We start from the raw sequence: 25,908 nt of genomic DNA, 5'->3' as shown, positions 1-25,908 counted from the left end.
CGGCAAACGGGTAAGTATTAGGTGCAGGTTAAATTCGTTTTAAGCCTGCAAAATTTAGATTTAGGGTAAATTTATTCTCTGAAAGATACAGCAGAAGGGTGTGAATGAGGATGACAATGCTTAGCATTTCAAAAGTTTCCTCAAATAACACGCTAATAGCCGTATTAATTTCAGCCTGCGTCAAAACAGATTCTATCATTTCTAACCCAATAGCTCCACCCAGAAAGACGAGAGCTGCTAAAGAAAACCGAAATGAATATCGCAAAGGCAAGCGTCTTAGGAAAGGGAAATATAAAAATCCAACGATTATGACAATAGGAATGTAGGCAAGATACCAGACATAGTAGAAAACGCCTTCTCCTCGACCTATCGCCATTTCCATAAATACGCCAACAATACCCTCATGGATTTTTGCGGCTTCATCTACACTCATCAGCACTAGCCCAGCGGCAAGTCCGAGCCAGTGATAGTTTACTCGGCCTCTCTGACTGAATTCATAGGCAGAAATTATTCCACATAGGGCTCCAGCAAATAGTAAGTTGAGGGCCGAGATGTAAGTGGGTAAGTTAGATTCCTGGCTCATGCTGAAGAATAAGAAAACTCCAACGTATGGCGTGTTGGTAATGTCAAACAAAAAAGACAAAGTATGGACAACAATATGGCCTACTGCACATAGGGCTACAGTAGCTCCTAAAAATAAGGCGATTTGAGGCAGATTAACGGCTACCTCTACGGGGCGGCTGAAGGTTTTTTGCATTGCTCACGTGTGGTAAGGGTCTCGATAGAGCACACTGTGTTGCGATCGCACTAGTTCTAGAACCAAACTACTATTTGTTCCTGATGCTGAGTGATAAAGACGGCTTTCTTTACCTTCCTTTTACCTTTGCTTAACTGTCTGTCTAGGCATTGCTCTGAAACTGTTGGAATAATCTCATCCGGATATTTTTAATACTTTGATATATATCAACAGGTGTTTACCTCTTTAAGGTTGTCCAACATTTACTGGGGAGAAGTACTAGACTTTAAACCCATAATCAACACAAAAATCCAGTCGCCCAACCAGGAGCGACTGGATTTTTGTGTTGTTGCTTGGAACTGTTACTTAAGTTTGGCGGCAGCAGTCAAACAGGTTCGTAGCACTCCTGGCTAGAGCGGTACAAATGTGTAGTATTTTGGCGGATGCTTCAAAGCGTTTGCTTGTTACTGTGCTCTACTAAATCTTTCCCAGTTAAGAATTTTTGGTTGAAGATTAAGTCCGTACTGCGTTCATGCAAACGAAAATCTATTCTAATTTAGAAACAGCACTTTAAGAAGCGTTTGACGAAATTTCCTTGGAAGTTCTCAAAAACTGGTTCACTCATTGCTACTACCGTACCTTATGAGACTGAGAAGGGCTTTATGACAACAAATTACCTGTGCAAAGGTAACACAGCCTGCTAGGAGCGGGCAGTTCCCACAGGTTGAACCGTCCAACCCTCGACTTGGTAAGCGTCATCGACGCCGACGGTAAATCTAAGGGGCTCAATCAGTCCTCGGGTGGCCCCGGTGGCTCGGTTCGCAAAGCGCTCGGCATCGGCCACATTGGTCAAGGTATTGTTTTGAACCGTTGCCCGGTAGCTGGCATCGTTGCGCATGAGCGGGCGGGGGGTGGGGCCTGTAATCTCGAAGATGTTGTCTCGAATCACGATGGTGTCAAAATTGGTATTGGGGTTAAAGCCAAACAGCCCCTGGGTTTGCTCGCCGCCCTCGGCTTTGACAACATTGTTATAGAACCGAAATCGGTTATAGACACCGTCGGTCCAGAAAATGCCCCGACCCGGATTTTTAATGAGGTTATTGTGAAAATTGGTTGGCCCTGCCGCTGGTTCGTCGCTAAAGTTAGAAATTAAATTGCCGTTGTTCTGGCTGGGGTCGAAGTCAAACAGGTTGTGGTCAATCTCAGCCGAGTTGCGTGCCCACTCTAGGGCGTAGGATCGTCTTAGCCAGTTGTGGTGAATGTGGTAAGAGGTCTTATTGCGCAGCACCGGTCCGCCGCCAAACTTAGGAATAGAGATAACGCCATCAAAACGATTGTGGTCGATCTCAATGCCAGTTTCGTTTTCAAACGGAAACTCAAAGGAAAAGTTGACCTGCACATCATTGTGGTGAAATCGGTTTGACTCTCCCCCTTGGCCTTTAAAGCCGTAAAAGTTGCGATCTAAATGGTCAGATTTTTGAATTCGGTTATTCCAAAACTCTGAGTTACGCGTGTAGCTGGTGAACAGCGCTCCCCCGGTCCACTCCACCTCGCCGCCAGCGTCGATAAACTGGCAGTCGTGAACCTTGAGACGGTTCATGCGAAAGGTGCGCACGCCGCTCCACTGAAAATCCTTGATGCGCAGGTTGCTCAGTTCTACACCATTGGCATTGTCGGCATAGATGGCACCGTGCAGGGCAGGGCCGCTCAGGGTCAAGTTGGCAATACGAACGTTATTGGTTTTGATCAGCTTTAGCAGGTAGGCCTGGGGGTTTTCTTGCTGGGGTAGCCCAGCAAGATCGGGTGTCCAGCCGGGTGCAGCTTGAATCACCGTTGCCCCTGGCCCCGCGCCAACCAGCGCCATATCGCGTTTTAACTCAAGCGGAGCAGACAGCTCGTAGGTGCCCGGTGGCAGACTGATCGTGTCGCCGGGGGAGCCATTGGCCACCGCCTCGGCTAGGTCGATCGGGTTGGCGGGCCGACCAAAGGCGATCGCTAACAGCAGCGCCGCCAGGGCCAGCAGCAGGGTAGCCAGTCGCAGTAGGGAACGTGTCATAAAAAAATGAGTTAACAACGGCGGGGCAGCAAAACCAAACGCCACGACACTGTGGCTCAGCTTTAGTACCGCCCCAACTACAAAAACGGCAAGGCTGGGCCACAATCCGGACTCTGAAGCTGAAAGGTTAAGCCGTTGTATGACTCAAGGCCGCTATTAGTGGCTCCGGCTCGATGTTGTGAGCTTGAGCGCGTAACCAAAGGTCGAGATGTAAAGCAGTAGCGTGTGGATGAGGATAACCACCGCCAGCATTTCTAGGGTTTCTTCAAAAAACACACTCAGGCCCACGCTTCGGTTGGTTATATTTCGGCCTGTCGAAAATAGAAAAGCTTCGACCATTTCCATGCCAACCGCCCCAGACAAAAAGACTGCCCCAGCCAATATAAAACGTGACGAAAAAAGTAATGGGAGCCGTTTTAGAAAAGGAATATAGATAATTCCTATAGAAGCCACTATAGGAATATATATCAGATACCATGTATAGTAAAAAATGCCTTCGCCCCGGCCTAGGAAGTGTGCAGAAAGAGGTCCAACAATGCCGTCATGAATTCGAGCTGCTTCGTCTAAACTCATGCCAAGAAGCAGCATACATAGCCCCAGCCAGTGCCAGGGAGTGCGCTTTTTTAGCTTGGCTTCGTGATAAAAAATTAATCCACACAGGCTACCGGCAAATAGCAGATTTAGAGCCGAAATGTATGAAGGTAAATTACCTTCATCACGCATGTTAAAAAAACGGAATACTCCCATCAATGGGAAGCTTTCGATGTCAAAATACTGTGCTAATGAATGAACAACAATGTGCCCTATCCCTGACATCGCTACGGCACCTAATAAGAATAAACCGATTTTATTCGGGCTGAGAGCTACCTCTGCATAGTGATTTAAGGCTTTTTGCATGATTGTTAAAAGTTGTAGGCATTTTTGCAAAAGAATTTGCGGATCGATTGTCCGCAAACGATTGGGCAGAGTGCATCTTCGTTTGTAGTTTTTATCTCGGTTCCCCAACTACAGAAAGGATCTGAGGAATGTAGCTAGCTTTCGAGCAGCATGCAAACTTGATAACTGTGAGATGGACTCAACCCTGCACCTTGCTCTTGTTCTTTGCGGAGCAACAGCAAGGGTTGTATTTACCTTCTCTTTACCTCGCTTTAACCTTAGATCCGGAAGATACTGCAATTTTTTTGGCTAATGGCAGCTCTACGGGGCTGGTAGGCTGGCGATCGCTGGCCTATCTCTTAACCAACGTTTCCCTGGGCACACTTGGGCAGGACTAGCAAAGCGCGATCGCTAGGTAATAGGCCACAAACTTTGCGATCAGGACGTTTTTGAGATTTTGATACAGATTTCACCAAACGTTGAACCGTAATTGATGGGGTTGGTTGAGGGCGAATGTTTCCGGAGTGGGCGACTTAGTCTTGTAAAGGAAAATAACAACCTAAGCCACTCCTATGCAAAGGGCCTTCGACGGTCGTTAAGATCTCAGGCTCTTTGCCCTGTTCCTGAATGCCGCCAGGCGATCGGGCAGACTACAGGATAGGTGTGTCTATGGGCAACTACCATTAAAGCGCTCTATAGTAAGAGCGACAGCAGTTTTACTGTATGGATACTCGTTCTATTGGAAGCAGTTTTTTGAGTGTTGAAGCATTTAGTTGAATGGTTCAAGCGCTGCTTATGCAAACACGTTAAGCAGGGTCGAGGTTAACTTTGGCCACAGCTATAAATATAGAGATGGCTAGCAGTCTGCGGCGCTCCGAGCGCAATTGGCCCTAGCGTAAAGTGACAATGATGGCTTAAGGGCTGCTAAGCTCACAGTCTACTAATCGTGATAGTTGTTTCAAGGGCGATGGCTGACTCAGGCCGTCGCCTTTGTTTTAGGAAAACCCTCCCTATGAAGTTAAAGCTACCTACCTTCGTTCGCAATCTGGTTAAAGCTACCGACTTTTGGAAAGACAACCAGCTTATTTTGCGCGAGTTCAGGCATTTCCGCTGGATTGCCATCGCGGCAGTTTGCTTTGCTCTGGTTGCCGCTGCCTTTGAAGGGTTGACTGTAGGCTTTATTGCCGCATTTTTGCAGGGGTTGACCAACCCCGAAGAACCGGCCCTGCGCACCGGGCTGGCCTGGTTTGACCAGGTCGTGCTAGCCACCGAGGCTTCCGCTGCTGAGCGCATCTATCGGCTATCGGGGCTGCTGCTGGTAGGGGTATGGCTGCGGGCCGTCTTTGACTACCTGGGTAACATTTACGCCAAACGCACGGCACTCAGCCTGGTTGACTGCCTGCGCCGCCGGGTTTTCGACCAGTTTGCCAGTTTTCAGCTCAGCTACTTTGCCACCTCTAGCCCCGGTTCGTTGATTAGCACCCTGCGAGGAGAAATCAACCAGGTGCAGGCGGCCTTTAACGTGCTGTCTACCTTTGTGGTGATGGGGTCTAAGGTGCTGGCTTACCTGGCAGCCATGCTGCTGCTGTCGTGGCAGCTATTTTTGACCTCGGTGTTTGTGTTTGGGCTGATGTCGGTGGGGTTGACCTCACTCACCCGTCGGGTGCGCGAGGCTAGTTTCGAGGTGCCCAAAGCCAATAAAGCCTTTACTAATAGTGCCCTGTCGTTTATCAACGGCATTCGCACAGTGCATGCTTCGGGCACTCAGGAGTTTGAGCGCAAGCGCTACTACGCAGCTACTCGCAAGGTTCACGATTCGCAGCTAGGGGTCATTCGGCTGTCTAGTCTGGTACAGCCCTTAATCGAGGGGTTGGGCGCTACGCTGCTGGTGGGTATGGTAGTGGTCTCGTATGGGTTGCTCATTTCTACTGGGCGGCTCAAGGCGGCAGAACTGCTGACGTTTTTGTTTGTGCTCATTCGCACTACGCCGCTGGTTTCAGCCTTAAACAATGCTCGGGTTGGGTTTATTGCTTCCCAGGGGGCGCTGAGCGCAGTTAATGAACTGCTGCGCCGCGACGACAAGCCCTACTTTATTGATGGTACGGTGTCGTTGACCGAGTTTAAGCAATCAATCAATTTTGAAGCGGTTGATTTTGCCTACAACCCCGATGAGCCAGTGCTACACGACATTACCTTATCGATTAAGCGGGGTGAAACAACAGCTTTGGTTGGGTCATCGGGGGCAGGCAAAACGACTCTGGCCGATCTGCTGCCCCGGTTTTATGACCCCAGCCAGGGTCGCATTTTGATTGATGGAATTGACCTGCGCGATCTCAAAATCAACACCCTGCGCCAAAAGATGGCGATTGTGAGCCAGGACACGTTTATTTTTAACACCACGGTACGCAACAACATTACTTATGGGGTAGAAAATGCTACCGAAGCTGACATGCTAGAGGCGGCTAGAATGGCCAATGCCCTAGATTTTGTCTACGACCTACCCGAGGGGTTTGACACAGTACTGGGCGAACGGGGTGTACGGCTCTCGGGTGGACAGCGCCAGCGAATTGCGATCGCCCGTGCTCTGCTCAAAAATCCTGAAATATTGATCCTAGATGAGGCCACCAGCGCTCTAGATTCGGTAACGGAGCGGTTAATTCAAGAGTCGCTAGAAAAGCTGGCCAAGGGCCGCACGGTTATCGCCATTGCCCACCGCCTTTCAACTATTGCCAACGCCCATAAGGTAGTAGTAATGGAAAAGGGAAGGATTGTTGAACAAGGTGAATATGATGCCCTTCTAAAAAAGAAAGGAAAACTTTGGAAATATCACCAAATGCAATATCAAGGAGAAATTGCAAACAGATGCTAGCAAACTCTTCCTGAAAATTGCTTGAAGGTTCTAGAAAAAGAATCTTTGGTTTTTACCCAGTTCACAGTCAATACTTAGGGAATTATTTATTATGTCAGATTCTACCGTTAAGCCTATATTTATAGTTGGATGCCCTCGCTCTGGAACGACATTAACAAGAAGTATTTTGGATGCTCACCCAAATATAGCTTGCGGCCCAGAAACAGCATTTTTGAAGGATCTTCAAAGAATTGTAACTGGCCATTGGTCAAGAATTGAAAAATATGGCTTTGAAAAAGAGTATTGGAATAACAAGATAGCAGATTTCTTTTCAACTTTTAAGTCAGAATACGCCCAGTCTCAAAATAAATCAAGATGGGCAGATAAAACTCCTAAATATTTGTATAACTTGGAGTTCATATACTCACTTTTTCCTAGCATGCAAATTGTGCATGTTGTTCGAGATGGGCATGACGTGGTTTTGTCTCATCTTGATAGATGGGGCTATAAAAGAGCGATAGATGCTACAAACGATTGGCCAAGCTGCATAAAAAGCGCTAGAAAATTTGGCAAGACCTTGAGTTCTGACCAATACTTTGAAATTCGGTATGAAGATTTAGTAGCGGACCCAGAAAATAGCTTAAAAACGCTGTTTGACTATCTGAATGAACCTTGGAGTCCGGAAATTCTTGATAAGGCAGGGTATTCGAGTGAGATTACTGAACGTCGAAGAAAAGAGGGTGATGAAAAGTCATTAATTTATAAATCTCGTGTTGGAGTTGGGAAAAAGAAGTTGGATCCAATCCTGACTGCTTTGCTTAACATGAGAGCAGGAGACCTAATTCGAGAGTTAGGTTACTAAAAAATTAATGAAAATTCTAGCCACATGAATACCTGCTTTTATCCTAAATTTGTCTCTGTTAACCCCTATCAACTCAATCTGGCCGATGCCCTAGCTAAATTCGATATTATTTCAGAGGGCATAGAGGGCAAGCGAGTTTATTTGCCGCAAGAGATTGCGAAGCGCAAGGCTGAACTGTTGCACATTCACTGGCTGCACGAGTTTTACAGTGAATCTTCTACCCTTAAAGCCTTTCGCCCTTTGCTTAAATATGTGCTGGGGCTAGCTATCGTTAAGCTGCGTGGGGTAAAAGTCGTTTGGACGGCTCACAATATCAAAGACCACGACAACCGAGAGCCACTACTCGATCGCATTTGCACTCTGGTCACTGTGGTTCTAGCCAATGCCATTATCGTTCACTCAGAGGCAGCGAAAAAGGAACTGGTTGCACAGTTTCCTTTCAATATCTCTCGTCGAGTCTACGTTATTCCCCATGCCAACTACATCGGGCAGTATAAAAACTCGGTGTCGCGCCAGCAAGCGCGCCAGCGGCTCAACATTCCAGAGACTAAGTTTGTCTTTTTGTTTTTAGGTTTAATTCGACCCTATAAAGGCGTCACTGAACTAATTGACGCTTTTGAAAAACTTGACCCCAGCCAGGCCCATCTAGTTATTGCTGGTAAGTCAAAGGACAAAGAACTGCTACAAGCTCTTCAGCACAGGGCAGAGGCTAACCCTGCGATTGATTTGTTTTCAGAATTTGTGCCCGATGACGATGTTCAGGTGTATATGAATGCCGCCGATGTAGCGGTATTTCCCTACCGCAAAATACTGACATCGGGAGCCGTCATGCTAGCGATGTCGTTTGGTCGGGCCTGCCTAGCACCTAAAAAAGACTGCATTACTGAAGTGCTGACTGAGCAGGGCGGCTTTTTGTACGAGCCAGCACAACAGGATGGCCTAATTGCCGCCCTACAGTTGGCCCTTGAGCAGCGAGATACTATCCCTGCTAAGGGGGAGCACAATTACAACATGGCTCAAGCCTGGGACTGGGACGATGTTGCCAAGCAGACGGTGAACGTTTACCGGGCCTGTTTTGGAGCGTAGGCTGATATGACCCATTTATTTGTCTCAGTCATTATCCCTGTGTATAACGACGGCGAGCGATTGCGCACCTGCTTGAGCTTGCTAGACGATCAAACCTATCCCAAATCGGCCTATGAGGTTGTGGTGGTAGACAACAACTCCACCGAAGACCTGAAGGAGATTGTCACCTCATTTACTCAGGCGCGGTATGCCTTTGAGGCCAACCCTGGCTCCTACAATGCTCGCAATACAGGCATTGCTCTGGCAAGGGGCGACATTTTGGCCTTTACAGACTCAGACTGCTCTCCATCCAGTGACTGGATCGAAAAAGGCGTCGCTCAAATGCTCAAATACGGAGGCTGTGGCCTGGTGGCGGGTCGGATTAAATTTTCGTTTAAAGATCCCCAAAGCCCTACTCCGGCTGAACTTTACGACAGTCTTCACTTTTTACAGCAAGAAAAGTACGTTAAGTCGTTTCACTTTGGGGTGACGGCTAACCTGTTCACAACCCCTGCTATCTTTGAGTCCGTGGGGCTGTTTAACCCAGAGCTAAAGTCGGGGGGCGATCGCGAATGGGGCCAGCGTGTATATGCCGCTGGTTATGAGCAGATCTACGCAGAAGATGTTGAAATATCCCACCCAGCTCGGGCAGAGCTAAAAGAGCTAAGCCAGAAATTGTGCCGTGTTTATGAGGGTGAGTTTTATATTAAAAACAAGTTGAGGCTATCGCCGCTCAGGTTCCTTAACGAAACCTTGCTAGATCTCAAACCTCCGGTTAGCCACTTGCGGCACATTCTTCTTCGAAGTGATATCAAAAGTATTGGCAAACGGATTTTAGTGATCTATGTCTATATGTATTTAAAAGTAGCCAAAGCGCTAGTAAACGTTCGACTCTATTGGAGTAATAGCTAGAGATTAATTAGGCGATATAAACGCTCTTGCCTATCAATATTCCTTAAAGGAAATTAAAATGCATCAAAGTCCAGTTGATTTTTTAGGTATAGGGGCTCAAAAAGCAGGTACAACCTGGCTTTGGAGTATTCTAAAAAGCCATCCTGATGTTTGGATGCCGCCCAAAAAGGAATTGCACTATTTTGACCGCGATCGCAAGTACCCATCCTGGAGTTATTTATCAGAAAAGCACCTTCTTAACCGCCTCACTGGATCAGAAACCTACCACAAAGAATTTCGTCGGTTGCTGAAAGAAGATCTAACCAGTGCCGTCCGATCGGGTAGCTTGCAACAAATGCGCTGGATGATGCGTTTTTACTTTGGATCCTATGATGACCCATGGTACTTATCATTATTTGCTGACGGTGAGAATCTGCTCAAGGGTGAAATTACTCCTGATTACTCTCTAATTGATTTGGAAGATATTCAGGCAATTAAAGCTCTATTGCCAAAGCTAAAAATTGTTTTGCTGTTGAGAAATCCTATAGATCGAGCGTGGTCTCAGGTGCGATTTGAGTATACAAAAGGGCGATTTGATCAACTCGACGAATCAGCAAAAATTAGGCATATCTTAGATCAGCCTAAAGTGTCTAAGCGCAGTGAATATGTTCGCATGGTCAATGATTGGATCTCGGTTTTTGGCAAAGAATCGGTGTTTGTCGGTTTTTATGATGAAATAGTTTCTAACCCGCAAAATCTAATTCAAAAGGTTTGCGATTTTCTTGATTTAGACGCTTCTAAATTACCTCAAAAAGACTTGAGTGAACGAAAAAATGTGTCTGTGGCGAAAAATATTCCGGTGGAAATAGAATTTTTGCTAGCTGGGAAATACAGACATGATATCCAAGAGTTAATGAATGTTTTGAATAGTGATTATGTGGTGAAATGGCTTGGTAAAACAGAATCTATATTGTCTAGGATGGCTTAGTAAAATCCTAGTGAGCTAAAAGTTTAAGTGCGCCTATGGCCAACAAACTATAAATATTCTAAGAATAATTACTTGGGCAAACCTGGATCGCGATCGCACACCAAGTTTGAAATTGCTATCCGATGTTCACCGCTGCATCTACCCCTAGAGGTGTCACGCCATAGTCAAGAAGCAGGTTTCCTATTGCACCAGTTGGGATATTCATCTTAACGATGAAAGAGAGTACGTCTATGTCAACACTGGCTCCTATTTTTTTGGTTGGTTGCCCTCGCTCAGGCACTACCCTGCTACAGCAAATGCTGGATGCTCATCCAGAGGTTGCGATCGCGCCAGAAACGCACTTTATCCGCAATTTTTGGCTTAAGCGTGAGCAATATGGCAATCTGGAGAACGATCGAGCCTACCAGGCATTGCTTCATGCCATTGTCGCTCTGCCCGAGTTTACTGAAATGGAGCTATCGGCTGCTGACTTTGTAGCGATCGCTCAAACCCTTGAACGCAGCTACAAAAACCTGCTGGGTCTATTGCTCGATCAGTTTCGTCAAAAGCGTGCCGTCACTATGGTTGGCGAAAAAACGCCAAATCATCTGCTCTACATGCAAATACTTCAGGAATTTTTTCCTGAAGCTCGCTTTATTCATATTATTCGAGACCCTCGCGCCGTCGTCAATTCTTGGAAAAAGGTACCCTGGACCACGGGTAGCGTTGTTGGTGATGCAGGTGTGTGGCGACGCTATATGGCAACAGCTCGGCAGTGCCCCCCTGCCCATGGCGCTATTTACAGCCTGCACTACGAAGCCCTGGTTTCTGATCCTGAAGCAAGCCTCAAAGCAGTTTGCCAGTTTTTAGGTCTCCCATTTCAGATGGCCATGCTGGACTACTATCGGCAAGACCCCAGAGGAGTCAACGTTAGCCGTGAACCTTGGAAGGGCAACGCCGTTAAGCCCGTCAGCTCCGACTCGCTAACTCGATGGCAACAGGAAATGACGGCCGAAGAAATTGCCACCGTTGAATGGGTAGCCAAAGCAGAGATGACTGGCCTGAGCTACGAACCATACGCCTCAAACTGGCAGGTCTTGCGGGTAGCAACCCAACTTAAAACCAGGCGTACCCTCGATCGAGCTAGGCAGTACGTAGAAAAACAGATAAAGCGATGAAAATTGGCTACCTACACCTAGGCCAGCCCGAGCACGGGCTGCATCGCTACGGTTGTCTGCTGGCAGCAGAGGCTAAGCGCAGCGAGAATCTGTCAGTTTTAGAAGCTCAGGCTCAGCTGGGCACCAACTGGCTCAACAATCTCAAAACTCTCTGGCAAACCGCCAGGGCCTTGACTGATGCAGATATTGTTCATATTCAGTACAACCAGGCCATTTGGGGCAACAATTTTAGCGTAATCAATCTGATAATATTTATGGTCGGGTGTCAAGCGCCGTTGGCTGTTACGCTACACGATGTCTATTGGCAGCAGCACCCCTTCAAACTCCGCAACATTGCCACCTTCTTGAAAGCAATGTATGGGTTTAAGGCATCTGCTCTCCGACTGCTAATTGATCGCGCTAGTTTGTTGTTTGTCTGCACCAAAGAAGAGAAAAAAAGGCTGCTATCTATAGACAGTATCAGAAAAAAAGTAGACAAAAAAATATTAATCATTCCTCATTTTGTAGAGGCTAGAAGCCTTTTAATTGATAGGCATCAAGCTCGAACTCTACTCAACATTAAAGAAGATGTTGTAGTTACTCTGCTGGGATGGATTCATCGTCGCAAGGGTCATGAAATACTGGTAGAAGCGATGGCTAATCTGCCTGAGAACGTAAGGGTTATATTTGCAGGGAAATGTAGCCCTGGTTCCGAAGCTTTCTTAGAAAGCCTATTTGCCCTAGCAAAATCGCTCGGTGTAGCCGATCGGTTGCAGGTGACAGGTTATCTAACTGAGGATAATCTCAACTTGTACCTTGCCGCTACCGATATTGCTGTATGTCCATTTAAAACCTGTTCGGCCTCAGGCTCACTGTCTACCTGGATTTCGGCCCAGAATCCGAATATTATTGCCTATGATCTTCCTCAGATCGAGGAATATAACCATCTGGTACCCGAATCGATAAATACCTTCGATCTCTATACGGGCGAGGCTTTATCTAAAGCTATTTTTGAGTTGATTTCACGCCAACAGGTTTCAATCGATAGAGTGAGTGAGTTAAAAGAAAAGTTGAGCCTGAATTCTGCTTTCAACAACCATAAAGATCAATTCAATGAATTGCTGAGAGGACGGCTTAAATAGACTATTTAGTTTAATGTTTTGATTGTGTATTTAGTAGCTTTTAATTTTTTAGACATTTGGAGTTAGCTGTGGCCACCGCTATACAAAACTATCTGCTTATCTTTGGTGCTATGAAGTGTGGCACTACCAGTCTGTTTAATTATCTAGCTCAGCATCCCCAGATTGCAGAGTGCATTAGCAAAGAACCCAACTTCTTTACCCATGACAGGTCATGGGAAAAAGGTTTTGGATACTATCAAAGTCTTTGGCAGCTCAACCCTGACCAGCATCAAATTGCTATGGAAGCTTCGATCAATTATTCCAAGATACCGCGATTGCCCAATGCAGCCGATCGCATCCTAACGACGGCAAAAGCAGAAAACGTCAAGTTTAAGTTTATTTATATTATTAAGAACCCGGTCGAACGCATTATTTCCCACTGCACCCACGACTTAGAAGAGCGCTGGTCTATTCGCTACAAGCAGCCGATTGTCAAGGGCATTCCCTACCCGGCTATTGAGGTTTCAAAGTATGCGATGCAGCTAGATGAATACTTTAAGCGGTTTGACTCTGAAGATATTCTACTGCTCAATTCTGACGATCTCAGAAAAGAACCTGGCAAAATTCTTAGCCAGGTCTGTCAATTTCTAGGAGTTGATGCCGATTTTGAATTTTCTGACCTGGGCAAACAGCACAACAGCTCTACGGGCAAGAAAATTACCAATCGAGCCTGGCCGACTGTAGATAAATATCTGGCCTCTCCGGTGATTTGTCGGTTGCCCCATAGCTACCGAGAGCCTATCATGACAACGGTACGCGGCTGGTTTAGCACTGGGCGAGTGCAGGAAAAGTTTAGGCTTTCTGAGGAACAGTACAGCTTCATTTTGGATGAGTTGCGCGACGACATGAAGCGACTACAGCAGGTCTACGGCGTTGATATTAGCCAGTGGGGATTAGAGGTTTAAATTCAGTTCAAAAGCCGTCTTTTGGTAGATTTCATTGCTTAGCTATTTCTTTAGATTAGTGGAGTATTAACTGATAATAAATATCGATTTCAAAGGTTATACCTATGACGTTGCCAAATTTTTTAATCGTTGGGGCGGCTAAGGCAGGAACCACGTCGCTCTATCAGTACCTGGCTCAGCACCCTCAGGTTTACATGAGTCCCCGCAAAGAGCCCAGGTACTTTGCCCCGGAGTATTACACGACCTTTTATCACCATGCCATTGGCAACCTTTACCGCGAGAAGGGCCTGTCGCGGCAAGAGTATGAAGCATTGTTTGACGGTGTAACCAACGAAATTGCTATTGGCGAGGCCTCAACGGAATATCTATTTTTTGAGAAGTCAGCGGAGCGAATTAAGCAGACTATCCCCGATGCCAGAATTTTGATTGTGCTGCGGGACCCCATCGAGCGAGCCTTTTCTGCCTACTGCTTTCACCTGCGCGATGGTCGAGAAACGTTGAGCTTTGAAGAAGCTTTAGTACAGGAACCCGTTCGGGCCGAACAGCATTGGCAGGTGGGATGGTTCTATAAGCAGGGGGGCTTTTATTACGAGCAGGTAAATCGTTACTACAAGCTGTTCGAGCACGATAAAATTAAAATTATTCTTTGGGATGATCTTAACCAAAATCCTCAGGCTGTCTGTGCTGAAGTGTTTGATTTTTTGGCAGTAGATCCTGGTTTTGTGCCTGAACTAAGTCGGGCAAATAAATCACTAAAACCCCGTAACTTGACGCTAAATCGCTATGTCTTTAAGAATAGAAGCCTGAAAAAGCGAATAAGATCACTGCTGCCTACAGAGACGTATGCTGCTTTTTCAAAGCCCTTGAAAAAAATCTTTTATACCCAAAAAGATCCGATTCAGCCCCAGCTAAAGGCCCAGCTAAGAAACTGCTACCACGATGACATCTGTAAGCTAGAGCGGCTGATTTCGCGGGATTTGTCGCATTGGATAAAGGAGTGATGAGTAAATAGGTCTGGTTATCTACACGATGCATTGAGCGAAGTCGAAATGCTCTATCCGTTGCTGAGCAAGGGGTTGAGCGGAGTTGTTCACATCGTGTCTTCCGAAAGGAGAAAACCCGAAAACTTAAGCTGGGTCTAATTTGCCCCTCCTCCTTATAGCCATTGTCAGAACGTTTGGGATACAACCAGTATTCTGAAAGCGATGGCTATACGCTGTTTCTCTCTCGCTTTTGGCGAGGGATTTGGGGTAAGGACTAAAAAACTGGGATGCTCCTAGTCTCCTAAGTGCAATGGCCATCGCTATATTTGCTTGATTGAAGATGCCTAGGGCGCAGAGACAACCGTAAAAGCTAAAGATAGAAGTCATATTAGGTCTTTAAGTACTATGGAAAAGGAATATGTCGATGAGGGGCGATCGCTGCCATTGGTGAGCGTCATCATCATGAACTATAACTATGCCGAATTCTTGCCTGTGGCGATTGAGAGCTGCCTGAGGCAGACTTACCCCAAAGTCGAGACAATTGTGGTCAACGATGGCTCTACTGATGGGTCGGCTCAGGTGATTGAAAGCTACGGCGATCGCATCATTCCCCTGCTCAAGCCCAACGGTGGCCAGGCTTCAGCCCTTAACGCGGGTTTTGCTGCGAGTAGTGGCGACATCATTTGCCTCCTCGATGCCGACGATCTATTCTTGCCAGAGCGGTTGGCCCACGTGGTCGAGCTGTTTCGGTCAGCCTCTGACGTGGACTGGGTATTTACCGAGTCCGCCCCCATTGAAACTGAGGATATTGGTTTAGAGAAATTAGATTCTCTATTCGAGACTATTCGCGCTATGCCAGTGAGCGAACAGATTGAGAAAATCGATTTTAGACAACAGCTGAGACAGGGTAAAATTCCTGGTTTTACGCCCTCCACCTCCAATCTTTGTTTTTCGCGTCGGATAGCAGAAAAGCTATTTCCACTGCCTGCGATCAAGGGCCTTTCTGGTATGGCTATCACAGATTTGTACATTAAAACCCCTGCGGTGGGGTTAAGCGTGGGCTATAGAACGACAAGAAATTTAGGCGTTTATAGGTTTCATAACAACTACTATAAGAACCTCAATGTCGATAAGAAACGACGCATGTTTGGAGAGATTTACACGACCACGGGCTACTGGATTAAACAAAATTTTCCTGAGCTGAGCAAAATTAGCCAGAAGTTGTTAGCTAAGGGCTATGCCACCTACCGCAGCAGCAGCCATGCCAGCGACTATTGCGCCGACGCTGACTGTGACCAAATGCTGCAAACCTATCTGGCTCAAAGCAATTGGCTTAAGCGCCTAGAGATTTATTTGATGATTGCCTACTACCGTTTCCGGTTGCGCTTTAAGAGCTTTGTATAGAGATAGGGATAGCGGTGGCTCGCTTGCGAAAAAGCTGTCTAGCCGACTAGGCAAAGCCGGGGTCCGAGTTGACTCGGAACTAGGCGCTCACTTGCCTAAGTGAGCGGTGCTCTAGTCAGGGCTAGCGATCGCGACAGAACTTGCTAATCAACTCTAACCCAGGCTATGTCTATACCTTCGTATCCCTTTGTTTCGATTATTATTCCGGTCTATAACGACAATGCCCACCTGGGCCTTTGTCTTCAGGCTTTGGCCCAGCAAACCTACCCCGATGATCGCCACGAAATCATTGTGATTGATAACAACTCTGATGAGGACGTCGCGGCAGCCGTGGCCGGGTTTGAGCGGGTGAGGCTGGCCCACGAGCCGCGACCTGGCTCGTATATTGCCCGTAATCGAGGGATCGAGCTAGCTCAGGGTGAGATTATTGCCTTTACCGATGCCGACTGTATTCCCCAGCCAGCCTGGCTAGAGCGGGGGGTTGCCACCCTGCTGAGCGAGCCCAATGTGGGATTGGTGGCGGGGCATGTTGAGCTGTTTGCCCAGGACCGCGATCGCCCCAACCCCTACGAGCTTTACGAGACCATTGCCCTGGCCTTTCCGCAGGATCAGTTTTTGGCTAACGATCACTTTGGCGTCACCGCCAATCTGTTTACCTTCAAGCATGTGCTGGCGGCCGTTGGCCCCTTTGACGAATCGCTCAAGTCTGGGGGGGACAAGCAATGGGGACAGCGAGTCTATGCCGCTGGCTACCGCCAACTTTACAGTCGCGACGCCCAGGTTAATCATCCGGCTCGCAACACCTGGGATGATCTGCGCAAGCGATCGGTGCGGATTATGGGGGGACGGTACGATATGTTAACTCTGGCAAAACAGTCAAAAATGGCTCTGCTGAAGGATTTTATTGTTTTTCTAAAGCCACCCTTTCGCTTTTTCTGGCGCACTTGGCAAGATACTCGCCTGCGGGGCTTCGGCCAAAAGTGGCAGTTTACGGTGGTCATGCTGCGCCTGCGCTGGGTGGCCATTCAGGAGCGATTTAGGTTGCAGTTTAGCAGCGGCGTGTCTGAGCGCAGCTAGGGAGGAGGCCCAATGTCGATTGAGCAGTCAGCGCCGCTGGTTAGCATTGTTATCAATAACTACAACTATGAGCGCTTTTTAGCCGAGGCGATCGAGAGCGCCCTGGGCCAGACCTACCCCAGAGTTGAAGTGATCGTGGTGGACGACTGCTCTACCGACGAATCGCGGCAGCTAATTGCAGGGTATGGCGATCGCATCATTCCTGTGCTGCACACCACCAACGGTAAGCAGGGGGCCGCCTTCAACAGCGGCTTTGCGACCAGCACGGGCGACATCATTATTTTTCTCGATGCCGACGATTACCTCTACCCCCAGGCGGTCGAGCACATCGTCGCCGCCTGGCGACCGGGGCTGGCTAAGGTTCACTATCGGCTGGATGTGGTTGACAGCGGCGGTACCCAGCGGGGGTATACCCTGCCTCCGGTCAGCCTGCCGTTGGCGGCGGGCCAGGTATGGCGCACCCTGCTCAAAATGGGCACCTACAACGGCACCCCTACCAGCGGCAACGCCCTCAGCCGCCATGCCCTCACCCAAGTCACCCCGATCGCCTGCGAGTATGCCACCACCTCCGACGACTATTTGTCGGTGCTGATTCCGCTCTATGGCGAGGTGGCTACGGTAGAAGAGCCCCTGGGGGCCTACCGCATTCACGACAGCAATCAGTGGGCTATGGCGACCATCAGCAGCAGTCGATTTCACCGCTTTATTCGCCACGATTTACAGCGCTGCGAACTACTGCAAACCTGGGCACCGCGCCTGGGCTACGCGGTGCCAGAAGACCTGTACATGCGCTCTTTTGGGCGGGTGTGGTCGCGGCTGTCGTCGCTGCGGTTTGACCCACAGGGGCATCCGGTACCGGGCGACACTCGTTGGCGGTTGACCTGGCTGGGCATTCGCGCCCTGTGGCGCTACTCCGACTACAACGCTCCTAAACGGCTAATTTTTAGCCTCTGGTTTCTGTGGGTGGGGCTGATGCCAGGCACGTTGGCTAAACCTGCGATCGTGTGGTTGTTTGCCCCCCATCAGCGGCCTCAGGCGGTTCAGCGACTGTTGACGGGGGTGCGCAGTCTAGTCAGTGCTCCTGCGGGGGCTGGGGTGGTGAGGTCTGATCCGAGCTAGGTTGAGCTGAAGTTGGCTCACCCCACAGAACATGATCTGAAGCTTGAGTTTGTTCACTCTGATTTATGGTCATTGTGCTTAGGACACTGACCCTTGCCACGGTAAACATTGGGGCATCGCAATGGCGTATAGCCATTGCTTCAAGGGTATCGATTGTGTCTTAACCGCTCTGGCGATGGCTATACGACCTGTAACTTGCTAGGGCACAGCACGCTGAGTTCTACGGCAAGGGCAGGTATTCAACCGCATTCAGCCTCTTTTGGGGTTGTTAGGGCGGTTATTTGTGCTTTGAGCCTGCTGTTTTTATTTTAATTCCTATGCGTATTGCTATTTTGCGGCGGGCTCCCGGAGCCTCAGTCAGCATGGATATCTATGCCGATGCAGTGGTAGCCGCGCTCAGGGCCGTGCGGCCCGATTGGGATTTTGTGGAAATTGCTCCGGCCGGTGACGCCCTGCGGCAGGTGCAGCAATCCTGGCGAGGGGGGCTGCACAAGTACTACCAGCGCTACTGGTGCTACCCGCGATCGCTGCGGCACCTCAAGGCCGATATTGTCCACATCATCGACCACAGCGATGGCTACCTGGTGCCGCGTCTGGCCCGCCTGGGGCTGCCGACGGTGGTCACCTGCCATGACATTATTAACTTAGTTCGCCCCGACTGGTTTCAGGGCCGGGCCAGGCTGCCCTGGGTGAGCATGGCCACCTGGAAGTACGCCCTGCGCGGTATGGCCCAGGCCGATCGCATTTTCACCGTCTCCCACTACACGGCCAAAGACGTCACCCACCATTTGGGCATTCCGCCCCAGCAGATGACCGTCACCCCCAACGGGGTTAACCCTGGTTTGGGGCTACAGTCGGCGGGCGATCGCGCCCTGGTGCGGCAGCGCTACGGCCTGAGCGAACCCACCTGCTGCCTGCTCAATGTGGGGTCAAACAATCCCCGCAAAAACCTGGAGGGCATTCTTCAGGCTCTAGCGCAGCTGCGCGATCGCATGCCTGTGCATCTCTGGAAGGTGGGCAGCGACTTTACCCCTGCCCAGCGGCAGTGGATTGACGACCACGGCCTCCAGGGGCATGTCAGCTATCTAGGGCAGCCCGACCTGGCTACCCTAAACCAGATTTACAGTGCCGCCGACGTGCTGATGGCTCCGTCAATCTATGAAGGGTTTGGTCTGACAGTGCTGGAGGCCATGGCTTGCGGCACCCCTGTCGTGACCTCAACCGTGACCGCGCTGCCAGAGGTGGCAGGGGAGGCGGCCCTGCTGGTTGACCCGCTGGATGCGGGGGCGATCGCCCAAGCGGTGCGACAGCTGTGGGACGATTCTCAGCTGCGCTACACCCTGGTAGAGCGAGGGTTGGAGAGAATAAAGCTATTTACCTGGGAAAAAACCGCCCAAAAGATTACGGATGCCTACCTCGATGTCCTGAAAAAGGGATGAGACCGTCGATTGGAGCCAGGTCGCTTAGAGCTGAGTTGTGTTGCCAACGCCAAGGAGGGATGCCCCATTGAGTTACCTATTAAAGAATAGTCTTCGACTTCAGGCTAGAGATACACTGTTTCTAAGCCGGTACCTTAAAGAAAAAATTACTAGCCCAGGTGCATCTAAACAGCTTGTTATCTGTAATTCTTATCCCAAAAGCGGCACCCACTTACTGTATCAAATTCTCTATTCAATTCCGGGCCTAAAGCAGTGGGATGACATCGTTTCGGTGCAGGCCCTGTGCGGCATCATGAACACTCCAGCCCACATTCGCTGGAAGATTGGTTCGGCCCCGAGCCAGTCTATTGTTCGCAGTCACCTCATGTATAGCGACGAGGTGCTCAATATCTTTAGCGAGCATCGCTGCAAGCTGTTCTTTATCTACCGAGATTTACGCGATGTGGCCGTGTCCCACGCCCGCTGGGTGACTAAAGAAGAGCGCATTTTTCTGCACCCGCTGTATCGCCAGCTGCCGGATTTTGACCAGCAGCTCATGCACACTATTGAGGGGGTTCCTCTCGGCTCGCCCTTGGGCTCAAACCTCTCACAACCCGATATCGGCCAAGACTTTATGCGGTGGAAGGGCTGGCTGAGCCAGGCCGACACCCTCGCTATTCGGTTTGAAGATTTAGTCGGCGAACGGGGCGGCGGTTCTGAAGATAAGCGTCTGTACCGGGTCGAGCAAATCTTAGATCATCTTGGGGTGTCGGTGCCTAAAAACGAGATTGAAACCCGGTTTTCGTCGCGAGCCATGAACCCGGAAGAGTCACACACCTACGTCAAAGGCGGCAAAGGCTCAATTGGCGGCTGGCAAAAATACTTTAAAGACTCCCACAAACAAGCGTTTAAGCGAGTTGCTGGCGAGCTACTGATTGATTTGGGCTACGAAACCAGTCTTGATTGGTAGTTATAACGCTTTAGATATAAGTAGGAGGGCCAACCTAAATCCAGTTAAGTTTCCGGGTTTTCTCCCTTCGAGAGACACGTCGTGAACGACTCCGCTCAACCCTCTGCCCAGCAACGGATCGAGCATTGAGCGAAGTCGAAATGCGTTTTATAGATAATCAGATCTACTTACTTAGCCCCGCTGTCTATACGTAAGGAATAAGAACTATGACGACGCCATTTCGCCTGGGGGTAGTGTTTACTCACCCCACGCAGCACCATGGCCCACTGTGGAAAAAGCTGAGTGAGCAGCCTAATTTATCGGTCAAGGTGCTGTATCTCTCGGCTGAAAATCAGCAGGCTGGGGATAAACTTTTGGGCAATAGCGCCCAGGCTTGGGATGTGGATTTGCTCAGCGGCTATGACTATCACTACTTGAAAGATCTCTCTGGCAAAGTACCCGGCACCCGCCGCAAAACCATCATTAGCCCAGAGCTGATTGACCAGCTAACGCCGCAAAATTTTGATGCGGTATTTATGCAAAGCTTTGTCAACTATTCCTACCGATTGACGGCGCTGCTCTGCAAGCTGCGAGGCATTCCGCTGATTATGCAAAACGACGCCACGATTCTCTCTGACGGGCGCTATAGCCGACCGCGACGGGTGGTGATGTCGTTCATGTACCCCTGGATGATGAATTTAGCTGACTATTGGCTCTCCTGCGGGGACCACAACGAAATTCACCTCCGCCACTACGGCATTGCCGACGACAAAATTATTCGGGGCTGTCATCCGGTAGATGGCGATCGCTACCGCCAAACGATCACCCACCGCCAGGCTGACATTCAGCGCGTTCATCGCCAGCATGCCTGGGACGACGATACGCTGCTTTACGGCTTTGTGGCCAAATACATCGAGCGCAAGTCGCCGTTTGAATTTATTGAGGCGATCGTCAAGGCTCACCAGCAAAATCCTCGCATGCGCGGCATTATGCTGGGCGGCGGCGATCTGGAGCCTGAGATCAACGCGCGCCTGGCCCAGCTCAACGGCGAAGTCATCAACGTGGGATTTGTCAACCAGTCGGAGCTGCCGCTCTACTATGCCGCCATGCACTGCTTTGTGTGTACCTCGCGCATCGACCCTCACCCGCTGGTGGTGTCAGAGGCGATGGCCTCTGGCTGCCCGCCTATTTTGAGCGATCGCTGCGGCAACTGGGGCTACAGCGACACCGTGGTTCACCGCCACAACGGTCTGGTGTACCGCTATGGCAGCGTCAGCGCCCTAGCCGCCGCAATGGTCGATATGGCTGATGCCGAAACTCGCCAGCGCTACAGCCAGCGCTCCATGGAGGTTTTTGATGGCCAAGACCTGAACTTTGCAGTGCAGTCGTTTATTCAGGTGGCCAACCGCATTCGCCAGCGGCGCGGCCTCAGCCCCAATGTTGGTCAGCCCGAGATGCCCCCGGCCCGGTCTGCAACCGTTCCCACCCTGTCCCACTAGCTTAAAAGAGCGTACCGATGAAGGTCCTAATCTCTGCTTATTCCTGCGAACCTGGGCGGGGCTCCGAGCGGGGCGTCGGCTGGAACGTGGCCCGCGAAGTCGCCAAGCGCCACGAGGTCTGGGTTCTGACTCGACCCGACGAAAGCAAAGCTGCGATCGAGGCCGAGCTGGCTCGCAACCCGGTACCCAACCTACACTTTGTCTACTTTACGCTGCCCTTCTGGCAGGACAGCATGCGGTGGGGCCAGTCGGGGGCCATGCAAATTCACTACTACCTGTGGCAGATTCAAGCCTATTTCGTCGCCAAAAAGCTGCACCAAGACATCGGCTTTGATCTGGCCCACCACGTCACCTTCGTCAAATATTCCAGCCCTAGTTTTCTGGCCTTTTTGCCCATCCCCTTGATCTGGGGACCAGTTGGCGGCGGTGAAACCGCCCCAGCTCCGTTTTGGCAAGACTTTAGCCTGCGGGCGCGGTTCTACGAACTGGGCCGCGATCTGGTGCGTAAACTGGGCGAGATCGATCCCTTCGCCCGCCTCACCGCTCAAAAGAGCGCTGTGGTAAGGGCTACCACCACCGATACCGCCGCCCGACTGCGCCAGATGGGGGCACAACAGGTTCAAATCGTGCCCGAGGTTGGCCTCCTCGAAGACGAGTTGTGGGCACTCCGGCAGTATGCCTTACCCCCTGATGCACCCGTGCGGTTTATTAGCATGGGGCGGCTGCTGCACTGGAAAGGCTACCACCTGGGGCTGCGGGCCTTTGCTGAGGCCAACCTGCCCAGTGCCGAATACTGGCTGGTGGGTGATGGACCTGAACTTCAGGCTCTACAGACAATGGCGCAATCCCTTGGAGTGGCCGATCGCGTCAAATTTTGGGGTCGCCTCAGTCGCGAGGCAACCCTCGAAAAGTTGAGCGAGTGTCACGTGCTGGTGCACCCCAGCCTGCACGACTCAGGCGGTTGGGTCTGTATTGAAGGAATGGCTGCCGGCAGGCCCGTGATTTGCCTTGATTTGGGCGGCCCAGCTGTGCAGGTGACGGCAGAAACCGGGTTCAAAGTTGCGGCCCAGACCCCGGCCCAAACCGTTAAAACCATGGCCGAAGCGATGGTCTGTCTAGCCCAAGACCCTGCCCTGCGGGAAGCCATGGGGACTGCCGGGCGTACCCTAGTCAGCGAAAACTATGGCTGGCGGGTCGTGGGAGAACGGCTAGATCACCTCTATCAGGCTACCGCCCGCCCTGTCGCCGTCGAGGTGAGCTAAGACGCCTATGCATATTCTGATTCCCGTTCTCCATCGACCGGAAAGACCAACTGGGGTCTGCCGCCACGGGGTTAATTTGGCCCAGTGCCTGGCCGATCGCGTTGAAGTTAGCCAGGTAACCGTGATTATCGGCAGTTGGCAAGTTGACTACTTTGCCAACAGCTTTGATCTAGGCTCGCCTAAAATTAAGCTGCTTGACGTTGATATCAAAAATAGTTCTGTTAGCCGCAACGTTTGGTTCCTGAAAGAACTCCCTCGCCTGGCTAATCAACTCCAGCCTGATATCGTGCATCTCTCGTTTCCGTTTCCGATTATTCACCGCTGGTTTAAAGCTCCAGTGGTTGCGACTGTTCACGATCTGTACCCCTACGAGTGCCCACAAAATTTTGGCTACCCGCAGGTTTGGTTCAACCAGGGGTTTTTGCGGCAGTGCGTCAGTCAGTGCCACGGCATCTCCTGTGTGTCTCAAGTTACCCTCAGTGCTCTAAAGGCTTACTTTCCTGCGTTGTCTGCCCAAAAGCCACTCAGAGTAATTTACAACTCAGTAGATTTTGCCGAAGGTGAACCTGTAGCGCCAGCTCAGCTTGGCCGCGATGCCGACAAGCCGTTTCTATTGGGGGTGGCCCAGCACCGCAAGAATAAAAATTTAAATCTATTAATTCAGGCCTACGCCCAGCTCAGGCATAACTCGCGGCTGACCCCATGCACAAAGCTTTTGCTGGTTGGCAGCAACGGCCCTGAAACCGACGCACTCTATCAGCTGGTGCAAACCCTCAATCTACAGGGGCAGGTGCGGTTTTTATCGGGTCTGAGCGACGGCGAACTGCGATGGTTGTACGAACATGCCCAACTGTTTGTGATGCCTTCTTCCACGGAAGGGTTTTGTCTGCCCCTGGTAGAAGCTCAATCCCTTGGCTGTCCGGTTGTTTGCTCAGACATTCCTATATTTCATGAGATTGCCTCTCCCCATTGTCGTTATTTTTCCCTGGCTGAGACGCCAGTATCAAACCTGGTACAGGCCATAGAACGTCGTTTGGCTCAGCCAGTGCCGAGGGAGAGCTACATCAATCCTGCTTTTTTGAAAAGAACCGTTGCTCAGCACTATCTGGACTTGTACAGTCTCGTTCGCTAGCAAGCCTAAAATCACTATTCCAGGGCATTTACCTAGACTATGTATACACCAGTTCTATTTTCAAAGAATAAAGGACGACTGAGGGCTGTAACCCTACTGCTGTGGGGCTACGCTACGATTTTTTACCCTCGCCTACTGACAAATTTTGGGGCTCCATCGGCGCTTAATTTTGTGCATTTTGCGCTCATCCCTTTGATAACTGGAGTTGTGCTGCTAACGGCTCCTTTACGCGATCGCGTGCAGGCCAGGATCGTCAGAGATCTATCCTTCGCGGTGGGTCTTTTGCTAGCTGTTATGATGGCTAGTGCCTTACTCAACCGGGCAGGCTTTATTAATGTTTTTATCTACTTCATAATTTTGGCTGAGCCTTACATGCTGTTGGCAGCCATGGTGATGGCCCCCTTAACCGGAAAAAATCTGGAACGGTTCCGCCGATGGATTCTGATCTTTGCGATTTCTAACGTTGGATTGGCTTTTATTCAGTGGATCTTTATTCCTGTAGGGTTATACCCTAAACCCGATGGAGGTACGGTACAGGATAATATTGCCGGGGTTTTTGGCGGTGGTGGTGGCAGCGCAGGCAACTACATCTCCTGTACGGTAACCATTTATGTGGGCCTGTACGTACTTAACTACTATAAACAAAAGCCGCTGTGGATACGTAGTTCTCTACTTATTGCAGGAATTCTTCAGACCCAAATCTCAGACTCAAAGCAGGTATTTCTCGCTCTCATGGGAGGGGGAGTCTTGCTGGTGCTCACTAAGGTGCAGTACTTTCGCAAGCTGGTGATCTACGCCATGGTGATGGCCGTTTTAATTGGCGTCTTTTACTGGGCGGTGGTTAACCTCGACTACGCCTTTTTGGCCCCCTATCGCAACTGGATTTTGCGCGATGGACTGTATGGACCAGACGGCGAAGCAACTCTGACTAAAACCGCTGCATTTCGCATTATTCCAACCTACTATACATCGCTGCTGAACTGGTTTTTTGGTCTCGGCCCTGGCCACAGCGTCAGTCGACTGGGGGGATGGATCTTGAGAGACTATGCCAGCCTGCTAGCCCCGCTGGGTTCAACGACTCATCCGGCCTCAGAAGCCGTGTTTAACGTTGTCACCAGCGGCTGGATTGCTCGACAATCTACAGTGTATTTTCCTCTATTTACCTGGTCTGGTATTTGGGGCGATCTGGGTTTTCTGGGCCTATTTAGCTACCTATACCTGGCCTACGTAGCCTGGCGCTGGTTCTGTGTAGATGACGCAGGCAAGTTCTTTCTGCTGAGTACAGTGGTGTTTGGCTTCATTTTGACCCAAATGGAGGAACCAGGTCAGGTAGTCACTATTGCTATTCTGCTGGGATTGCAGTGGCATGAGGCGCGGGAGGCACGACAAGCACGATTCTCTCTGGCTCAGCATCGCCTTCGGCAACAGGTGACTAATTCCCTTGAAACTTTAGATTCATAAATTTCTTGCTTAGTCTGCTTGGCCCATCCAAAAGCATCCGGGTTTGGGTTGCCAACGCAG

Annotated in this window: 21 protein-coding genes; 18 read left to right on the top strand and 3 right to left on the bottom strand. The window is 50.0% G+C overall.

Annotated elements, in window-relative coordinates:
• Window positions 1–28 precede the first annotated feature (28 nt).
• The 3 genes from ACQ4N7_RS06515 to ACQ4N7_RS06505 all read right to left on the bottom strand — a co-directional run bounded on the left by ACQ4N7_RS06515 (window position 29) and on the right by ACQ4N7_RS06505 (window position 3,689).
• Window positions 29–757: a hypothetical protein gene (locus tag ACQ4N7_RS06515; protein WP_430710805.1), complete on the bottom strand. Its 729-nt coding sequence runs from the start codon at window positions 755–757 to the stop codon at window positions 29–31.
• Between the two features lie 679 nt (window positions 758–1,436).
• Window positions 1,437–2,792 carry a right-handed parallel beta-helix repeat-containing protein gene (locus tag ACQ4N7_RS06510; protein ID WP_430710804.1) on the bottom strand — a complete coding sequence of 452 codons (1,356 nt, stop codon included), beginning with the start codon at window positions 2,790–2,792 and terminating at the stop codon, window positions 1,437–1,439.
• 156 nt (window positions 2,793–2,948) lie between these two features.
• The gene (locus ACQ4N7_RS06505) at window positions 2,949–3,689 is read right to left on the bottom strand and encodes a hypothetical protein (RefSeq protein ID WP_430710803.1); all 741 of its coding nucleotides are present in this window, start codon (window positions 3,687–3,689) and stop codon (window positions 2,949–2,951) included.
• 991 nt (window positions 3,690–4,680) lie between these two features.
• Here ACQ4N7_RS06505 and hepA point away from each other — a divergent pair.
• The 18 genes from hepA (at window position 4,681) to ACQ4N7_RS06415 (ending at window position 25,848) form a co-directional block, all read left to right on the top strand.
• Entirely contained in the window at window positions 4,681–6,537 is a 1,857-nt protein-coding gene (gene hepA, locus ACQ4N7_RS06500) for a heterocyst formation ABC transporter subunit HepA (RefSeq protein WP_430710802.1), read from the top strand.
• 91 nt (window positions 6,538–6,628) lie between these two features.
• Window positions 6,629–7,378: a sulfotransferase family protein gene (locus ACQ4N7_RS06495; RefSeq protein ID WP_430710801.1), complete on the top strand. Its 750-nt coding sequence runs from the start codon at window positions 6,629–6,631 to the stop codon at window positions 7,376–7,378.
• Between the two features lie 24 nt (window positions 7,379–7,402).
• The gene (locus ACQ4N7_RS06490) at window positions 7,403–8,464 is read left to right on the top strand and encodes a glycosyltransferase family 4 protein (RefSeq protein WP_430710800.1); all 1,062 of its coding nucleotides are present in this window, start codon (window positions 7,403–7,405) and stop codon (window positions 8,462–8,464) included.
• A gap of 6 nt (window positions 8,465–8,470) precedes the next feature.
• Entirely contained in the window at window positions 8,471–9,355 is an 885-nt protein-coding gene (locus ACQ4N7_RS06485; protein ID WP_430710799.1) for a glycosyltransferase, read from the top strand.
• A gap of 58 nt (window positions 9,356–9,413) precedes the next feature.
• Window positions 9,414–10,322, top strand: coding sequence for a sulfotransferase (locus tag ACQ4N7_RS06480; RefSeq protein WP_430710798.1), 909 nt, complete (start codon window positions 9,414–9,416; stop codon window positions 10,320–10,322).
• A gap of 230 nt (window positions 10,323–10,552) precedes the next feature.
• Window positions 10,553–11,479, top strand: a complete 927-nt coding sequence (locus ACQ4N7_RS06475; protein ID WP_430710797.1) for a sulfotransferase family protein — start codon at window positions 10,553–10,555, stop codon at window positions 11,477–11,479.
• Complete coding sequence (locus tag ACQ4N7_RS06470) at window positions 11,476–12,600, top strand: glycosyltransferase (RefSeq protein ID WP_430710796.1); 1,125 nt, start codon at window positions 11,476–11,478, stop codon at window positions 12,598–12,600. Before ACQ4N7_RS06475 ends, ACQ4N7_RS06470 begins: the two co-directional genes overlap by 4 nt.
• A gap of 68 nt (window positions 12,601–12,668) precedes the next feature.
• The gene (locus ACQ4N7_RS06465) at window positions 12,669–13,544 is read left to right on the top strand and encodes a sulfotransferase domain-containing protein (RefSeq protein WP_430710795.1); all 876 of its coding nucleotides are present in this window, start codon (window positions 12,669–12,671) and stop codon (window positions 13,542–13,544) included.
• A gap of 104 nt (window positions 13,545–13,648) precedes the next feature.
• Entirely contained in the window at window positions 13,649–14,545 is an 897-nt protein-coding gene (locus tag ACQ4N7_RS06460; protein WP_430710794.1) for a sulfotransferase family protein, read from the top strand.
• Window positions 14,546–14,932: 387 nt separating this feature from the next.
• Window positions 14,933–15,931, top strand: a complete 999-nt coding sequence (locus tag ACQ4N7_RS06455; RefSeq protein WP_430710793.1) for a glycosyltransferase family 2 protein — start codon at window positions 14,933–14,935, stop codon at window positions 15,929–15,931.
• Between the two features lie 165 nt (window positions 15,932–16,096).
• Window positions 16,097–17,008, top strand: a complete 912-nt coding sequence (locus tag ACQ4N7_RS06450) for a glycosyltransferase (protein ID WP_430710792.1) — start codon at window positions 16,097–16,099, stop codon at window positions 17,006–17,008.
• 12 nt (window positions 17,009–17,020) lie between these two features.
• Entirely contained in the window at window positions 17,021–18,127 is a 1,107-nt protein-coding gene (locus ACQ4N7_RS06445; RefSeq protein WP_430710791.1) for a glycosyltransferase family 2 protein, read from the top strand.
• Window positions 18,128–18,444: 317 nt separating this feature from the next.
• Window positions 18,445–19,566: a glycosyltransferase family 4 protein gene (locus ACQ4N7_RS06440; protein ID WP_430710790.1), complete on the top strand. Its 1,122-nt coding sequence runs from the start codon at window positions 18,445–18,447 to the stop codon at window positions 19,564–19,566.
• A 37-nt stretch (window positions 19,567–19,603) separates the two neighbouring features.
• Window positions 19,604–20,515, top strand: coding sequence for a sulfotransferase domain-containing protein (locus ACQ4N7_RS06435; protein ID WP_430710789.1), 912 nt, complete (start codon window positions 19,604–19,606; stop codon window positions 20,513–20,515).
• A 206-nt stretch (window positions 20,516–20,721) separates the two neighbouring features.
• Window positions 20,722–21,993 carry a glycosyltransferase family 4 protein gene (locus ACQ4N7_RS06430; protein ID WP_430710788.1) on the top strand — a complete coding sequence of 424 codons (1,272 nt, stop codon included), beginning with the start codon at window positions 20,722–20,724 and terminating at the stop codon, window positions 21,991–21,993.
• Window positions 21,994–22,010: 17 nt separating this feature from the next.
• On the top strand, window positions 22,011–23,255 hold the full coding sequence (locus tag ACQ4N7_RS06425) for a glycosyltransferase family 4 protein (RefSeq protein ID WP_430710787.1): 1,245 nt from the start codon (window positions 22,011–22,013) through the stop codon (window positions 23,253–23,255).
• Between the two features lie 7 nt (window positions 23,256–23,262).
• Window positions 23,263–24,387 carry a glycosyltransferase family 4 protein gene (locus ACQ4N7_RS06420; RefSeq protein WP_430710786.1) on the top strand — a complete coding sequence of 375 codons (1,125 nt, stop codon included), beginning with the start codon at window positions 23,263–23,265 and terminating at the stop codon, window positions 24,385–24,387.
• Window positions 24,388–24,684: 297 nt separating this feature from the next.
• On the top strand, window positions 24,685–25,848 hold the full coding sequence (locus tag ACQ4N7_RS06415) for a hypothetical protein (protein WP_430710785.1): 1,164 nt from the start codon (window positions 24,685–24,687) through the stop codon (window positions 25,846–25,848).
• Window positions 25,849–25,908: the final 60 nt, after the last annotated feature.

Origin of the sequence: Nodosilinea sp. AN01ver1 (assembly GCF_050565655.1) — a bacterium.
Lineage (GTDB): Bacteria > Cyanobacteriota > Cyanobacteriia > Phormidesmidales > Phormidesmidaceae > Nodosilinea.
The sequence above is the reverse complement of the archived record's forward strand: the minus strand, read 5'-3'. Positions and strand labels throughout refer to the sequence as shown.

Excerpts from the sequence above, each read along its gene's own strand:
- ACQ4N7_RS06450 (WP_430710792.1), top strand. The coding sequence starts at position 16,097 with ATGTCTATACCTTCGTATCCCTTTGTTTCGATTATTATTCCGGTCTAT.
- hepA (WP_430710802.1), top strand. The coding sequence starts at position 4,681 with ATGAAGTTAAAGCTACCTACCTTCGTTCGCAATCTGGTTAAAGCTACC.
- ACQ4N7_RS06420 (WP_430710786.1), top strand. The coding sequence starts at position 23,263 with ATGCATATTCTGATTCCCGTTCTCCATCGACCGGAAAGACCAACTGGG.
- ACQ4N7_RS06510 (WP_430710804.1), bottom strand. The coding sequence starts at position 2,792 with ATGACACGTTCCCTACTGCGACTGGCTACCCTGCTGCTGGCCCTGGCG.
- ACQ4N7_RS06515 (WP_430710805.1), bottom strand. The coding sequence starts at position 757 with ATGCAAAAAACCTTCAGCCGCCCCGTAGAGGTAGCCGTTAATCTGCCT.
- ACQ4N7_RS06490 (WP_430710800.1), top strand. The coding sequence starts at position 7,403 with ATGAATACCTGCTTTTATCCTAAATTTGTCTCTGTTAACCCCTATCAA.
- ACQ4N7_RS06455 (WP_430710793.1), top strand. The coding sequence starts at position 14,933 with ATGGAAAAGGAATATGTCGATGAGGGGCGATCGCTGCCATTGGTGAGC.
- ACQ4N7_RS06415 (WP_430710785.1), top strand. The coding sequence starts at position 24,685 with ATGGCTAGTGCCTTACTCAACCGGGCAGGCTTTATTAATGTTTTTATC.
- ACQ4N7_RS06485 (WP_430710799.1), top strand. The coding sequence starts at position 8,471 with ATGACCCATTTATTTGTCTCAGTCATTATCCCTGTGTATAACGACGGC.
- ACQ4N7_RS06440 (WP_430710790.1), top strand. The coding sequence starts at position 18,445 with ATGCGTATTGCTATTTTGCGGCGGGCTCCCGGAGCCTCAGTCAGCATG.
- ACQ4N7_RS06470 (WP_430710796.1), top strand. The coding sequence starts at position 11,476 with ATGAAAATTGGCTACCTACACCTAGGCCAGCCCGAGCACGGGCTGCAT.
- ACQ4N7_RS06445 (WP_430710791.1), top strand. The coding sequence starts at position 17,021 with ATGTCGATTGAGCAGTCAGCGCCGCTGGTTAGCATTGTTATCAATAAC.
- ACQ4N7_RS06480 (WP_430710798.1), top strand. The coding sequence starts at position 9,414 with ATGCATCAAAGTCCAGTTGATTTTTTAGGTATAGGGGCTCAAAAAGCA.
- ACQ4N7_RS06475 (WP_430710797.1), top strand. The coding sequence starts at position 10,553 with ATGTCAACACTGGCTCCTATTTTTTTGGTTGGTTGCCCTCGCTCAGGC.
- ACQ4N7_RS06460 (WP_430710794.1), top strand. The coding sequence starts at position 13,649 with ATGACGTTGCCAAATTTTTTAATCGTTGGGGCGGCTAAGGCAGGAACC.
- ACQ4N7_RS06495 (WP_430710801.1), top strand. The coding sequence starts at position 6,629 with ATGTCAGATTCTACCGTTAAGCCTATATTTATAGTTGGATGCCCTCGC.
- ACQ4N7_RS06505 (WP_430710803.1), bottom strand. The coding sequence starts at position 3,689 with ATGCAAAAAGCCTTAAATCACTATGCAGAGGTAGCTCTCAGCCCGAAT.
- ACQ4N7_RS06425 (WP_430710787.1), top strand. The coding sequence starts at position 22,011 with ATGAAGGTCCTAATCTCTGCTTATTCCTGCGAACCTGGGCGGGGCTCC.
- ACQ4N7_RS06430 (WP_430710788.1), top strand. The coding sequence starts at position 20,722 with ATGACGACGCCATTTCGCCTGGGGGTAGTGTTTACTCACCCCACGCAG.